Here is a 15,505-nt window from a genome sequence, read left to right on the forward strand (position 1 = left end):
TATCATTTTTTATCAGAAAGGCATTGACGACTTAGGCTGAATACGGTTTAATGCGCCCCGTTGCCCGGATAGCTCAGTCGGTAGAGCAGAGGATTGAAAATCCTCGTGTCGGTGGTTCGATTCCGCCTCCGGGCACCATTCAAAGTGCGTTGGTTGAGAGATAAAAACGCTCAACGGACGTTCGATAATGGAACCTAAAAATGCATCGCGTGGCATTATTCAATCATGCAATATTTTGATGTTAATTAAAGGGGTTCTAGATTCAGGATATCTGAGAAATCAGATGTTCTATTTTCGTTAGAACGAAATATTTACAAGTTCTATTGCAACTGTCAACCCATCCAAACTAAAATCAATCAATTAACACAATATTGTTTATTGGTTGCTCGGCTTTCTTATTATTAATCAGAATAGGGTTAGTTATAAGAGATTGCCTCAGTTCAAAAAAATTCCTCATCTTGTAACAAGGAATTTATGTAGAAAAGACAGGTTCAGCCAGCAGCGAGAATATTCTGTTTTATCCTATTAACATTCTTCTCTCTGTAGCTCAACATCAATTCACACTCCAGCAAATGCGCAATCTTACTATTCCAAGTAACACGTTTGTAACACCTTTCAGCCCGACCTGATGCAACACATATCCACGCAATGCCAATACCTGCCGGAGGATCACTTAAGCAGGCCGATTGTTCACACCCGAAAACATCAGGAATGTATTCACCACCTTGCAATAACTTGACCGTAAGCCTTTGGTGGATTTGATCATGATCTGCTTCTACTACAAGAGGAATGATTCGACCAGAGCCCGGAGACAGGAAGGGCTTTGCGCCCCTCCTGTAGTTTCTCCGGCTAACTCAAGACAGCGGTGGCACCAGCGCCGCCGGCGCGGACTGACGGTTTTGCGGCAGGTGCTCGCGGGCACCGCCGATATCAGGGAACGAAGCCATAGCCCCGCTCAGCTTCGCTAGGCTCGGCCCTCCCGTGTCCGGGACTGCGGCAACGGAATGAATCACATGAGGCTCGATGACGGGCTGTCTACTGGCCCAAGACAGTTCTACCAGCTCCCCATTAATGTAACTCTTCTGGATAAAGTTCTTGACCAGATGGTCCACTCCCATCACCGACGAAGAACCTTCCAGTTCGATTTGCAAATGCTGGTGCGTCACCGCCTGGCTACCGAACACCTTACGCACCACCAAGGTCGTGCCATTGGCCGAGTCAGTCAGCATCAAGTTATCCTCATGGCGACTAACGAGGATTTTTTCCGCATCAACCATCGGCATGATCAAGCGGTCCAGAGCCTGGCCCGGGTCATCGTTGTCAATGATAACCGTGCGGTAATGCGACCACATCTCTTGGCTGAGGCGGTAGGTATCGTTATCAGCACCGCCATGCAACACCACACTGTCGACACCGGTGATCAGCGGTGGGGTCAAGTCGTCCCGGCGACCACCCGTACCCCCGCCCCGAATCAACAGCGACGAACCAATACGCTCGACACTAGTGTAATGATTCAGCTTCTGCACACTATCATCCTTGACCCGGTACAGTGCCTGGTCCGTTGGGCTGTACACATACGCGCCCTTCTTCCCGGCAGCAATTCCGATGAAACGCAGATTGTCTTTAGCCTGGATGCTACCGTAGAAGAACACTTGACCACTGCCGACATCGAACCAACCTTGTGTGTCATCGCCTTGCAAGGTCAGCACACCTTTGGTTCGCCACTTATCAGCAACCTCAGCAAGTGCCTGTGGCAGACGAGCGAAGTTGTCCTGCTGCCAGCCTTTGTCGACGGCAACTAGCTGCAATTTGCCGTCATTGGTTTGCAATAGGATCTCACCTTTGACGGTGGTCAGTCGTAGCCCGACATCGACTTGCTCCACCGCCTTGAGGTGCAGTCCAGACGCCAGCTCACCGGCGGCGGGAAGCTGTGACGAGACTTCAAGCACCTCGTCGGTACCAAACGCGGCAGCCAGCGCATCGGCAGTCATAGGCGGCTGACGATACAACTTGCCGCTGGCGGGTTCGAACAGCCGCGCACCGGAGCCATCCACTTCAAAACCCAAGAACTGCAAACGTTTGTCTTGCAGAGGAGCCGAGGCCACTATTACCTGACCCTTGTGGTACCACACTGGCAGCAGGCTCTTGCCGTCGGTACCCTTGATTCCGAACACCGCCAAAGTAGCTCTGCCGTCGGCGACGCTAGCCAGGTCCTGCCACCAGTGGGTACGTCCCTTGAGCCAATGCTCATTAACCGCTTCGTAGTTAAGCTGCCCCAGTGCATCGAGCCGAGCCACACGCCCATCCTCGGTGATGGCAAGCAGGCTACCGTTCAGGTTGACCAAGTTGGCTAACGCTGGAGTACTGATGCGCAATGCAGTGGGATGGCTAGCGTCGAGAACAGCCTGCCCGGGACCTTCCTGTCGGAACAGAACCTTTTGCTCTTTACTGTAGAAGAAAAACACCTCTTTACCGCCGGGCTGCGGCATGCTCCCCGCTAACACCAAGTCGGCCGGGATCGGCCAGGCACTGCGGGTTTGTTCGTTCTCTTTAAAGTGCGGGGTCTGATCTGCCGGTGGTGCCAGATTCGGCTTGATTAGCGTCCCATCGCCGGTACGTATCCAGTAACGGTGCGCCACGCCAGCCGCATCCACGCCGAACACCGTGACCAGCGCCGCACTGGTCGGCTGGAGCAGCCGTGTGCCCAACGTATACATCGGCGTCTCACGCTGTATACTTTTGCTCTCGTAGCCCTGGAGTATAGCCTTAAGCACATCACTATGCTGGCTGGTACGTGCTAAAAGCTGGATCAGCGCATCATCACCCACCGCACTGACCAACTCCATTCGATCATTGAGGATCCTATAGCACAGTTCAGCTTCCTTCTCTAATTCAGCCTCCTTCTCTTTTAGTCGATAACGGCGTGCCAGGTAGACCGCATCTCCCTCCTGCCATAGCCGACTGATCTGGCCCGCATTTTGATTAAACCAAGGCTCAAATTGCGCGTCGACCTGTCCGGTGGCGATGTCTACCCGCCACGCTGCCGCATTGTCGGCGTCGTAGAAATAGGCATGGTCACCCATCACCGCACCCAGTTGGGCATGTCTGGTCTGCTCGTGGGTGGTGTTGGTGAACAACATCCGCTCCTTGCCCACATCATAGAACGCTCGACCAACATCTCGTCCGTTGTGGCTGTAGTTCTCCACCACTACGTACTGCCCGTGCAACTGATGCGCTTTGGCCAGATCACTCAGGTGCTGCTCGATTTGCTGGCCGGGCACCTGCCACTTGCCCGCATCTTCGCTTACCACCTGAGTTGTCAGGCCGGCAAAGTCAACTTCTCGTACCTCGCCCTTGCCGTTGACCACCAATACCTGCCCGTTCTGGGTCGGGTCAAGTTCGACTACCACCCCGCCAACCACCAGTTGGTTCTTCGACACGCTGATGCTGTCACTGGCGAGTTGACTGCTATCAATGATCCAGCGCGACAATGCACTGGCGCTATCGCTCGTGAGCTTAACTTGGGTGCCTTCGTTAAGGCCAATCAGGTACTCGCCACCCGCTCCCTTGATCTCGTAGCGTAAAAAGCTGTGCAGCTCTTTGGGTAGCTCGGGCACCACCAGCTGCCGGTTGCGCTGATCGAGCACCACCTCGATTGGGGTGTCGACGTACTCATGATGAATCCTGCGGATTGTCTCCTCACCCGGAAAGATATAGAAGTCGTAGTCGAATCGTTTGTCTTCCTCAAGCCTGCGGATCACGTCGAAGCCAGCATCATGGCGTGTGGTAGCACCGGGAAGTAACATGTATTCGTAGCTGATGTAGGACTTAGGTGTACCCGGCAGGATCACGACATTGCTGTCGCTGTGTTCAAGAGGCCGGGAGATATCCTTGTAACCAATACCGCTACGCACTTCAATCGCCTGACCACGGTCATGGACCATTCGCGGAAAGTCACCGACCCAGAAGAAGTAATTGATTTCCCCCGAACCGGTAGAACCCGAATGGGTGCGGTAGATGTACTGGCTGTCGAAGCTGATCTGGTGCTTGCGCAAGTCAAGGCTCTTGATCACCGCCCCGGCAAGAGGCACCAGCACCTTGTTCTTGTTGTCATAACGATAGCCGTTGCCTTTGTACGCCTTGTCGACCGTATCAAAGTAACGGCCTACCGCCTTGGCATCCTCAGCGACCGCACCAAAGGCTTGAGCCAGTGCCGTAAAGCCCACCGCGAGCCCACCAAGGATTACGCTGGCCCCACCGAGTACCGCCCCGACCGTTGAAGCACCGACCAACCCAGCCCCCACCCCGGCTGCGCCAGTGACGAAGCTCGCCGAGTCGAACGCTAACTGGGTACCGAACACCGCCTTCTGCACATCGTTCTCAGCGTGGGCCAGTTCATAAGCATCCAAACCGACCATAGCTCCTCCAAACAACACACCGGCACCTTCATTGACAGTGTGGCCCAGATTCGAAGCAAAGTCCTTTAACGAGGTTTCGGCGGCCACCACTTCACCGCGCAGCGCCGTACGCACCAACGCGGTAACCTTAGCTATATCCTGTACGCCACCGTGAGCCATCTGGACCAAGTTGAGGTAGCTATGGACCTTGAGCGCGGTGGCCAGATCAGGCGAAATCACTCCGCTTGCCGCATCGTGGCGGTTCTTGTCGGCAAACCACTGGATCAGCGTCTGAACCGCAAACCCAGCGTTCAACCCATCCACCGGAGCAGCCTCGCCAACTCCACCGCGGAGCCGCATCCGGCCATGCTCTAGGGTAAAGTGCTCGTTCAGTACAGCCATGTGCTCATCAATGAAGCGCCGGAATTCGACAAAGGTGCTATCGCTGGTGATCAACCAACGGGTCTGCTCGGGTTGGTCACGGTTAATGAACTGGACCCGGTAGCGACCTTCCCCCTGGTCTTCCGTCGTAGCGATAATCGGTAGCCAGCGGCTGTCCAGTTGGTGCTCTTGCGCCAGCCGGGCACTGGCGACTTCGAACCGTGCACCCCATTGCTCGGCATCAAAGGTCTTCAGTGCAGGGCTCAGTCGCAAGTCTTCCATGACCCACTCTTGTACACTCACCACCTGTTCGACCTGCCGCCGTTGCCCGATAACACTAGCCAATTCCTCGAACCGGGTCAGGTCGGCCACGTTCAGGCCATTGCCTACAGGTACCTCTGCCATCTTGCGGGTATCGATCTCAATCAAGTTGAAGGCCGGCACTGACTTGCTGCCGAACGAGCCATAGTGCGCGGCCAGCCCGCGCACTACCAAGTGCTGCTCCATAGCTCTGGACAGACTCTTGGTGTTGTCGAAAGCAAAGATCCCAACATTCGGGTCATAGAAGTAGTAGCGACGGCCTTCGGCCGTAACAGTGCTCCCTACCATCATCGAGTGATTCTGGGTATTGAGTGCAAACATCGAAGTGCCGGTTGTTGCGGCCAGTCGCGACACCACCTCGGACAAATTGAACTGGCCCAGCTCCGTGGAAGCCTGAACGGCTTCGACATTGTAGTGCAGACTGATCAGGCTGTTCTTGAGCAGCGTGGAGCTGCCCGCCTGCGGGTCGGCGGAAGCGAAGAACAGCTTTTGTACTAAGCTGTTGATGCCGGCCTCCCCACCACCCGCCAATGCCACAGCCATGGTCCTGACCAAAGGGTAGCAACGGCCACCGGTTCGGTCACCGACCAGCGACAGATAAAAGTCCTGTGGTACTAAGCGGTTGAAGACACTGCCGGCATCATGGAAGTCCTCACTGAACATTGCGGTCTGTCGCAGTACCTTGTCAATGTACTCGGCTTGGCTGATTTCGGCGATGCGAGCGCTCAAGGCTTCCCGTTGCTCGTAGGTGAGTTTTCCCTCAAGAAACCGTCGCTTCATCTCCAAGACCGACATTTTGTCATCCACCCCGGGGAGCTTGATCTCACGGAAGTTACGCAAACCATCATTGAACCCGGTACCCTGTGCCCCGCGCTGATAGACCTCGGAGGCCGCGTAACGTTCTCCCACGCTGCTGGTACGCTCCTCGCCTTGAATGGCCGTATCATCAATCTGTACCACCGCAACGCTGCCATCTTTGGCCTTGATCTGCTGCCAGAGCCAGGTCTTTTCGACAGAACTGGCTTCACGCAATATTGGATCATACTGCGCCCTGTAGTAGTCCTGTGTAAGATTGAGTTGCTTGATCTGCTGGTCGATCAAGGCCGTATCACTTGAGGTACGTCGTGCTTGCTGGAGCTGGTAGAGTTTATCTGCCACCGGGTCCATGTTGGCTTTGACCTTGGCCTGAACCGCTTCACGCAACCGGGTCCATGCGGCAATCGCCGGATGCTCAGGAGAAAACTCCCCCTCGGTGTAGATGCCATCGGTAACTCCTTCGACCGACACCCCAAACTGCGTCGCCACCGTCTTCAGTTGTTGGTGAACCTGCTCGCGGTAAGTGGCGAATTCGGCTTGGTTACGCTCCACCACCTGACTGCCGGCGATTTGGATTGAGAGCGGCTCCACATCACCGCGCAGTTTCGGCCAAACCATCTGTCCATCTCGTTGATATTCCTGTCGCTGGAACACCAGTTGCCACTCACCATTGACGTACTGCATGTACGCTGCGGCAAAACCCCCAGCGGTATCGGATATCTGGTAATCTTTGTAGTCGACCGCCATCACCACGTTGTCATACAGCAGCGAGCTGTTGAACCGGCCATCGTGGTAGACCCGGTAGGTATTGTCATCGAGGCTGGTCACCACTAGCGAGCCGCCCGATAGTGTCCCGGTGAACAGAAAGCTCCCTGCGGCCACATGCTTAGGAATGTCCACATAAGCGGGTACCGCATTGGCCTGGTTCAGGCCATTGTAGCCGAGGAAGTACGCCGACACGCTACTTGAAGATATGCTATTAGCATTTTGTTTAGTGTACTCGATCTCGTATAAGCCTGACCTGACCTTCACCAACTGGGCACTCCCCTTTGCCGGGAGGTGCCCCGACCTGACCAGCACCTCAGCACTGATGGTGTGGGTTTTGGCGAACAGTGCAGGATCAGTGGCAAACTGATGGATGTCAGCACTGCCTTGTCGGGGCTCAAATCCATCACCTACAGACACCAGCCCGGCCTTGAGTTCGAGATCCTTCACCGCCTGCCCCAGCAGCGCCGGTTTTGGACCCATGTAGGTAAAACGCGGTGGATGGAATTCGTCAGCCGCTGGCAAGCCCTGATTAATGATCGGTAAGACCCGCGCCATCACTCCGTCATACAGTTCACCCCATAACTCTCTCTTGCTGCCTTCGGCGCGGTACTTGTCGAACATCTGCAACATGTCCTTGCCGATACTGTCCGCACCCTCTGGTTCGTAACGCGCAGCGACATAGAGGGTTTCGAAGAACGAGTGATAGCCGTTACGGATCATGAAGGCCGCATTGGCCATCTGGAATTGCCAATATTGCTTGACGCTCAACGCGCCACCGAATAATTCCGGTAAGGCATTACTGACGGTCTGGGTGGTCCCGGAAATTCCCCCCACGAACGGGGTGTCCAGGTCATTCATGTAGCGTGTAGCGTCATTCTTCGGGTCCGGACGGAACTGGTTGTAGCTGCGGTATTTATCGTCCTTGATCAGGTACGAATCCTCGTGATACGTCTGCTCCTCAGAGCTGGTATTGAGGATCAGATACGGATCGGGCTGATTCAGCCGGTTATTAATCATGACCTTGCCGTCACCCAGCGCAGCGTGAGGATTGACCGGGACCGCGGCCTTGGAAAAGCTATCGGCTACTGGACGCAAAGCATGGAACAAGACCTGTTTGCGTAAGCTCCTGCCCTCATTGCTCAACAGCACCGCCTCAACCGCCGGACGCAGTTGCGCATCGGCGCTCTCAAGTCCCTGGGAACCAGTCAGTAACAGAGTGAGCAGTTTGTCGTCCAGCGATCGATCAACCGCAGCCTGATCGAAAACCTGTACTTTCGGATTGCTTGGATGCTGTGCCGCATTGGCGCTGGCAACCCGCTGGATTTCCACTTCGATGGCCCGAATGCGCCATTGTTCGTACAACGGTGCCAATAGCCCCCTAGCCTGGGCAATGTCACTTTGCACATAGCCATTTTGCAAGACCTTAACCACAGCCGGGTTCTTCACCAGTCTCGTCGCCAGCCCGAACAGCAGCGGGTCATTATCGCTGCTTCGCCAGACCGAAGCGGCGAACGCCTGTTCCCACAGTGCTTTGTTTAGGTTATTACCCTTGATATCGCGCATGTTGTTACGGAAGTACTCCGGTGCCAACACCCCTGCGGGGGTGATGTGGTTACGTTCGAGCAAACGCACCAGCTGCTGCTCGAACGCCTTGCGATCTTCGCTGCCTTTGAACAGACGACTGGCCTTCGTACCACCGTCACGCAGTTGTTCCAGCTTCTCGAAAAATGCGGCGTTGTATTGATACAGTGTGTCGGTCTGCGCCTTGCTCAAGTGGCTGCTGCTGACCTTGTTGTCGTCAACGTTCATCACCCCAAAGGGCGTCGCGGATAGGTAACCGTTGCCCTGGGGCATTTCCAACAAGTACTGACGACTGGCAAAACCGACTGAACGTTCCAGCTCATGGATATTAACGAAAAGCCCGTCACGGTCCGGGTGGTAACCGTTCTGTCGAAACCCCTCCAGGCCGATAGTCTGGAAGCTAGCGATATCAGCATTCTGGTTGATCAGGTCACTCAAGGCGCTTGCCAATGGTACCTCACGGGTGATGGTGGTATTCGAAACCTGGCCGGATACCTGAATCCCGACCTGGTTCGGCACCTTACGGTCAACGCTGGTCAGCAGCATTTTGCGACCGTTACCCAGCAACTGCGCCTTGAAGCCTTCACGCAAGGTGCTTTCCGAAACTAGGTAGTTGGCGAAGTACTTCTCGACGAATCCGGTTTTGACCAGCACCGAGCGAATTGGCGCATAGGTCGGCGAGCGAAAGGATGGTGGCTCACTCTTGAGCCGGTATTGTTGTTGCCAGGCTAGGGAGCGGGCTGCGGTACCGAAGGAGAAGTTGAATACCTTGTCCGCCGACACAACTAATCTGCCGTTCTCTAGGAAGAAATCTTTGAAGCGGCCATCGGTGCTGGCATTAACTAGTGCGACGTTCATGCGGATGTAGCCAGGACGCTCCTCCATCATCAGCAACGAAATATTTACCGGCAGATCATCGGAGGCCGGAGGCACCGTGGTCAGCCCGCCGAGAGCTGCGGCCTCTTCCGTAGAGGATGCTTTTAGTAAGGCGTTGTAGCGAGCATTGACCCCCTTGTAGGCCTGTAATTCGGAAAACAGCATCACGTATTTTGGGCCGAACAACGTGGAGGCAGCCACCTGCATAGTCAGTTGCTGTTCCAGACGTTTGATCTTGATATCCAGCTTAACCTGCTTGCCTGCCGCGTTCTCTCTCAGAGTCGTCGTATTCAAGGTCTTAGAGCCGCCGGGATTGAGCATGGTCAAAGCTTTACGCCAAGTGCCGTCAAAGTGCGTTATGGCCATCTGCTGTCGGCTGTATAACAGGATGTCGCGGTCCAGTTGCTGCTTGTAAGCGTTGATCGCAGGTGTGCCGGGCACATCGTTCATCTGCTGCCGTCTTTGCTGCAATGTCTGCAACTGGTCGCCGACAGAAACGGGGCTGTCCTGCATCTGAAAATGCTGGGCAGCCAGCACACTCAGCGTACTCTGCTGCATTTCCTGTAACCGCTCGTCTACCTGCCTGATGTAATCGGCACGCTCATCAGACCTCATGTTAAACCATTCGGTCTGACGACTTGCTGCCTCAATCTGTCCATCTATCAGGGTATTGAGCAGGTTCGTGAAGTCTTTGGATATAGAAACCATTGCAATGCTCCTTTGCCTGTTTTTAAGCGAAACCCTTCGCGCTGCGAAAAGCTGTTTGTCGATACAGATTTGACATTCTTCCCGACCTAAAGACCATAACTTTAGGTACGAACGTATTCAGTTACCGCAGGGATTCCCGCACATACGGTCGAATCGAAGGCAGATGTCATTTTGCATTACTTTATTTAAGTGATAGTTACATATCATTGTTATTTATATTCGTGAATATTAGATAGTCAACATTTATTTGCTCTGTAGTTGTAGTCATAATTATCCCCTTTATTTTTCGTTTATATTGCTGATCACATGAGTGATGACATTGAAATATAATTAATTTTTTGTATATTTAAATTAAAATTATCAAAAATATGAATTAGTTACATATGAAAATATTTTTCAATTATATTGTTGCGTTTTTTATAAGACGTTGAATAAATGATAATGAATTTTAGGAAGGTTATTTATTAGTGAATTGTTGTATCTGATTTTTGCGTTAGAGCGCGATATTTAAAAGTTCTACTGCAACTGTCAAGCGACCCAAATTAATATAATGTCTTACGATTGATCGATTAGATACCTGTGTTTAAGTAACATACCTCCTTATTTATCAAAAACCGTCAGAGGTACCATTTGCATAACCTCAAAAAAATTCCTATCTGCAATTAAGGAATTTATATAGAAAGAGCAAATTCAGGCAACAAGGACAATCAATATTGTCTGATTAATATTCTCCTCTTTCCAGCTCAACATCGATATACAGAATCAACTCACGCTTCAATATAAGACCCAAAAACTAAGGAGATACACATGCTAAAAATCCTGCGCCTATGTTTCTTCGTGACAAAAACAAAAGCGCCAACGATCACCTTTGATGAAAAGGTGAATAGATACAATGGTCGGCCACCATCGCCTTACTCAAATGGAAGAGATAGCGACTAAGCAACCGAGCAGCCACTGCGGCTGCCCCGTGGGCACCTTGCGAAGCATCACCAATCTCGACAAACTCCATACCAACAATACGGAACTCGCTTAACAGCCGCTCAAAACAAGCCAACAGAGGATAGTAATTCAGGCCACCCAGTACAGGGGTTGCTGTCTGCGGTACTTCCGTACCAAACAGCACATCGACGTCAAAACTAATGAACCAAGGTAAAGAACGATCCATATTCCTGAATAGGCGCTCGTAGCCCACGGTCTCTGCTTCAAAAGCCGAGAGCATATGGAACTTAGGATCCACTTCTAACTGGAGGTTTTCAGTAGGTTGACAAAAATAATCCCGAATACCAATCTGCCAAATTGATGCAACATGGGGCATACGACGAACCCAGTGCATGACATTAGCATGGCTAAGCTGCAAATCGCAGGGAGTCCCCATAGCATACAAATCAGGATGAGCGTCAAACTGCAACACCCCCAGACGTGGATAACGCTCGCTTAAAGCACTTATGCTGTAGAAAGCTTGGGCATGATCTCCCCCTAGGATTATTGGACATGCATCCCACTCCACAATATTACGGCACACATAGGTAAGCCGTTCACCAACATCGGTAGCACTATCCATACTAGGGCGGTATACGATATCACCGAGATCGAACAGACACAGACGTTCTGGCTCCAACCGAGTACCGAAATCAAGGTCCAGTAAAACACCCTTTCCCGCTGTACCCAGAGGATGTCTCAAGCACTGTACCAACTGGGAACGCACGTGTTGACCACCACCTGCAACCAATATCTCTCCTCCAGTTGTCGTCAAGATAGGAGCATGTAATAACACGGCATCATCGGCCTGGAGTTCATCAAGATCAAAGACGCTAATTGACTGTCCCGCCGGTTCCGAAACAGGTATACAAAGTCCGCCTTCCAAGGCGGTACTCGCATCTTCCGGAAACAGAAAATGGTACTTCACCATAGCCTCAAACACAGAAGTCCCCAGACGCTGGACTATAATTGTTCCGACCAGAACAGCCTCTGACTTTATTTGTTCCAATAATGATCTTATTTTATTGGACACACGCAGTCGCTTAGTGCCTAGGGGAATACTGATCTCTATACGCCCAGGTTCAACAGGATCGTAGCGCAGGCCAGGGTGAACACGGTATCTAAGGTTTACGCGATCCTTCATGAGGTCATCCCTCCTTCCAACCAAGGAAGTAATTGATGAAACTCTAAGGTTCGTGCACAACTGGTTACTGTGCGAGCAATCTCTGGCGATACAAAGTTCCTAGTCAAGCTAATCGTCGGCCCTTCATTCACCACCTCATGCCACCAAGTTGCAGGAATGTATAACAAATCACCTTTGTTGACCTCCAGGTAGCACCACTCTCCTTGATTGCAACGTGTTTCGAGCACTTTTAAGGCTTGAGTTCTCTGTTGCTCATACTCATGGTCCCAGCAAACTGGCGCATGTAAGGCTAATCGTTTCTTGCCCTCAATCACGGCCAGCCAAGCATGAGTTTCCAATACATCGTAATGGAGAGCTGTGCCCGAACAATCAGCACCGATGAATATCCATAGAAGAGGCTTGAACAACTTCTCCGGAATGCCTTGTAACAGATCACCAATAGCAGGTATAGGCTCATTAAAGTCCTGCAACATATCTGGGTTATGCTCAAAGAATCGCCACCCGGAAGCATACAAGTTAGCCAATCGCCCTTCACCGCTTTTCAAAGCCTGAATATATTCACACACAGGAACTTCAACCTCGAACTCGCCATTTGCATTACTCAGTGCTAGCTTCTGTTCCTGCATCCCTGCAAAGAATTCCCAACTCCAGCGCCGGTGAGCAGACCAGTCCAAAGTGACTCCTTTTAGCAAAATAGGTGACATCAATATCATTTCACTCATTCTTAGGATCCATTGATATTAGTTCCGGCACAGATTGGTCTTCACGATGCAGTAAACGCTGAAAAAGGCCATTGCGTGCCTCCAATTCACTCGGTGTTCCTATATCAACAATCTGCCCTTGTTCCATGACCACAATCAGATCAAAGCGACTCAATGTCGCAACACGGTGGGTTACAACTATCACCGTACGTTCTGGCATTTTATCGAGCAAATAATTGAGGATACGAGTTTCGGAAATTGTATCTACCGAGGATGTTGCTTCATCAAAAATAAGTAATGGAGATTTCTTAAGCAAAGCGCGCGCAACACTCAGACGCTGCCGTTCACCGGTGGAAATTGATGCTCCACGCTCTCCGACCAAAGTATCCAGCCCCTGAGGCAACCCTTCCACCAACATCATAGCTTGCGCCATTGTCAGCGCATGAGAGACTTCTTCAGCGCTACTGACAGCAGAACCATAGGTTACGTTTTCCCGTACAGAACGGTTGAACATCAAAGCAGATTGCAAAGCTTCACTCGACACTCGATGCAAACTGCTCATCGAAAACTTGGCTAAAGGCAATCCATGCAGTTCCACTGTACCGGAATCCGGTACCATATCACCACGCAGCACAGCTAACAGAGTAGACTTCCCTGATCCCGAAGGTCCCACAATGCCTACTTTGGTACCCGGTTCGATACGCAGGCTAACATCACGAAGTACAGATGTTGCACCATAACTGCTACACACGTTGGATAACACAATTTGTCCGGGTACCGGTAATATTGGTGAAGACTCGTTTGATTCAATGTCCACCGGAATTGAGGATAATTCTCGTAAACTGGACCGCAGCACCCCCAAAGAGTCAAAAATATCAACAAAATGAAATGCAACGGACTCAAAGTGCCAGGATAGCGAAATGATAAGGGAACAGGTCGTGATTAGCTGGGGCAGTGTCAGTTGACCTTGCCCATATTGCAGACCAATATAGAGCAAGATAGCCATTCCAAATAACCATTTGTAGGTACTTTCAATCAGCAACACAAATACCCAGTAGCTACGTACCTGCCGACAGGCGTAAAGATCTTGTCGCAATGCCTGACTGAAACTGTGTCGCTCCGAGCGATAAGCAACAAAGCTCCTGATCAAAGGTACGTTAGTCACTATCTCCGCCAGATCTGAGATCACTTTGGCATGAGCATCGCTGGCGTCCTCAACAATATTCATACCGGTATAGGCTAAATAACTAGAAAGTAATAATGCCGTTATCATCCATATCCCAGCGGCCATTGCCATAGGTGCTGATACGCTGGCCAACACCAATGTAGTGAGAAGCGCCACAGAGAGTAACTTGACCACTGTCTGCGCCACCAAACCCACAACGTCTTCCAGGCTATTAGAAGCTAACTCAACACGTTCGACAAGATTGCCGACAGAGTTCTCCGCTAGACCCATCGGCTTAGCATGCATCAGTCGAGTGGTAAGATGGTCTGCCACACCAATACGCAGATTTTGACTGGAGTACAACAAGGCCAAGCTGTGAAGAGCTTGTAACAGAGGTGCCGCCCCCCAAAGTGAGATAATAATGGCAAGCATCATCAACACTTGTTCCTGCTGACCTTGCAAGGCTAGCGCAGTCAACCCACCCAGCACATAAGATTGGCCAACATTACATACAGTACCCAGCACGGTAGCGACAATCATGATAATGGTACTTACCGGGGCACAAGCCAAGATTGCTGCACGAATGTACTGATATATACTGTTACCTGACTGTTCAAGCGGAATCGCCTTTGGCTTGGCAATATCTAAAGAGGCCAAGCGAGCAATGCTATGCCGCCAGACCGATTGAAAAATGGATTGCATTAGGGTCCTCATAAGGGCTCAATTAATAGGCCACCCAAACGAACTATCATTCTGACGAGTTCAGCCACAGCCGCGGGACTAATCTTTCCAGCAACACTGCGCTCCAGTACCTCATAGGGTACTCGCTCACCAGAATTCAACAGTTCACACAAGGTTGCGAAGAGCTCATTAGGACGCCCCCATATCACTCTACGCCTAATCAATAGTGCCTGCTGGCTGCCGAGATTCATGCACAGCAAAGGGCAACATGGATGAATACGCAAAGTGCTGAGACGCAACTCTGCTTCATTCACTGGAGCAACCACTACCGTACTCAACTCGGGTGGCGTTATGATGAAGCCATTGCTACGTACTGCCAAACGCCTGAGCTGAACCAGTTCCTGCAAAGAGATAGGTTGTTCAGCCACTGCCGCAAACGACTTATCATCCGGTGCAAATAAACGCAAACCTTCCGCGGCAAAATCTATTTACAAGCTCATGCAGTAATTCTCATAAATTTTTCAGCCTTCAGACTCTGTATCTCATACATCATGCCGGGCTTATAACGCTTGATCTGGACCAGTTGTTCATAGTATTCAGCAAATTCTGCCAGTGCTTCATCTCACTGACGCAGCTCCTCTGCTTGTTGACGAGCAACAAAATGTTGATGCAGTAGATACGCGCGCGTTAAGGGCATTGTTCACAATTGCCGAAAATTCATCGATCTCTATTGACAAAGGCTCGTATCGCAAACACCCCAAGGTACAGTCGAACAGTGCTTCCAGGCGTACCATAAATTCAATTGCATCGCGTGGAGGGATCTCCAGCCGCCCGCGCCCGATTAATTCTTCTACACTATCACCTGTCGTATCGCAGGCGACTTTGATAATTAATTGCCGAATGTAATTCACTGATATTGACATGATTTCTCCCAAAATCTTTCTGCATGATAGGCTGGCTGATATTGACATCAGGTTGAAAAGTCATA

General features: G+C 51.4%; 7 protein-coding genes and 1 tRNA gene. 1 reads left to right on the plus strand and 7 read right to left on the minus strand.

From position 1 onward, the window contains the following. Positions 1-62: 62 nt before the first annotated feature. Positions 63-138 (plus strand) — tRNA-Phe (locus tag AACQ38_RS00245). A gap of 716 nt (positions 139-854) precedes the next feature. Here the strand turns inward: AACQ38_RS00245 and mcf are convergent. The 7 genes from mcf to AACQ38_RS00275 form a co-directional block, all read right to left on the minus strand. Then, positions 855-9,848 carry an insecticidal toxin MCF gene (gene mcf / locus AACQ38_RS00250; RefSeq protein WP_165577128.1) on the minus strand — a complete coding sequence of 2,998 codons (8,994 nt, stop codon included), beginning with the start codon at positions 9,846-9,848 and terminating at the stop codon, positions 855-857. Between the two features lie 862 nt (positions 9,849-10,710). Next, entirely contained in the window at positions 10,711-11,970 is a 1,260-nt protein-coding gene (locus AACQ38_RS00255; protein ID WP_165577129.1) for an arginase family protein, read from the minus strand. Next, the gene (locus tag AACQ38_RS00260) at positions 11,967-12,692 is read right to left on the minus strand and encodes a cupin-like domain-containing protein (RefSeq protein WP_165577130.1); all 726 of its coding nucleotides are present in this window, start codon (positions 12,690-12,692) and stop codon (positions 11,967-11,969) included. Before AACQ38_RS00260 ends, AACQ38_RS00255 begins: the two co-directional genes overlap by 4 nt. Continuing rightward, entirely contained in the window at positions 12,685-14,538 is a 1,854-nt protein-coding gene (locus tag AACQ38_RS00265) for an ABC transporter ATP-binding protein (RefSeq protein WP_165577131.1), read from the minus strand. The genes AACQ38_RS00260 and AACQ38_RS00265 overlap by 8 nt, the downstream gene beginning before the upstream one ends. Positions 14,539-14,546: 8 nt before the next feature. Then, the gene (locus tag AACQ38_RS00270; RefSeq protein ID WP_058589552.1) at positions 14,547-14,984 is read right to left on the minus strand and encodes a hypothetical protein; all 438 of its coding nucleotides are present in this window, start codon (positions 14,982-14,984) and stop codon (positions 14,547-14,549) included. A 150-nt stretch (positions 14,985-15,134) separates the two neighbouring features. Next, on the minus strand, positions 15,135-15,428 hold the full coding sequence (locus AACQ38_RS23955) for a DUF6137 domain-containing protein (RefSeq protein ID WP_445260615.1): 294 nt from the start codon (positions 15,426-15,428) through the stop codon (positions 15,135-15,137). Then, positions 15,376-15,504: a hypothetical protein gene (locus AACQ38_RS00275; protein WP_278249212.1), complete on the minus strand. Its 129-nt coding sequence runs from the start codon at positions 15,502-15,504 to the stop codon at positions 15,376-15,378. The genes AACQ38_RS23955 and AACQ38_RS00275 overlap by 53 nt, the downstream gene beginning before the upstream one ends. Position 15,505: the final 1 nt, after the last annotated feature.

It is taken from the genome of Photorhabdus sp. RW14-46, from assembly GCF_963887965.1.
GTDB classification, from domain to species: Bacteria; Pseudomonadota; Gammaproteobacteria; order Enterobacterales; family Enterobacteriaceae; genus Photorhabdus; species Photorhabdus laumondii.

Coding starts and splice junctions, on each gene's coding strand:
- mcf (WP_165577128.1), bottom strand. CDS start 9,848: ATGGTTTCTATATCCAAAGACTTCACGAACCTGCTCAATACCCTGATA.
- AACQ38_RS00255 (WP_165577129.1), bottom strand. CDS start 11,970: ATGAAGGATCGCGTAAACCTTAGATACCGTGTTCACCCTGGCCTGCGC.
- AACQ38_RS00260 (WP_165577130.1), bottom strand. CDS start 12,692: ATGAGTGAAATGATATTGATGTCACCTATTTTGCTAAAAGGAGTCACT.
- AACQ38_RS00265 (WP_165577131.1), bottom strand. CDS start 14,538: ATGCAATCCATTTTTCAATCGGTCTGGCGGCATAGCATTGCTCGCTTG.
- AACQ38_RS00275 (WP_278249212.1), bottom strand. CDS start 15,504: ATGACTTTTCAACCTGATGTCAATATCAGCCAGCCTATCATGCAGAAA.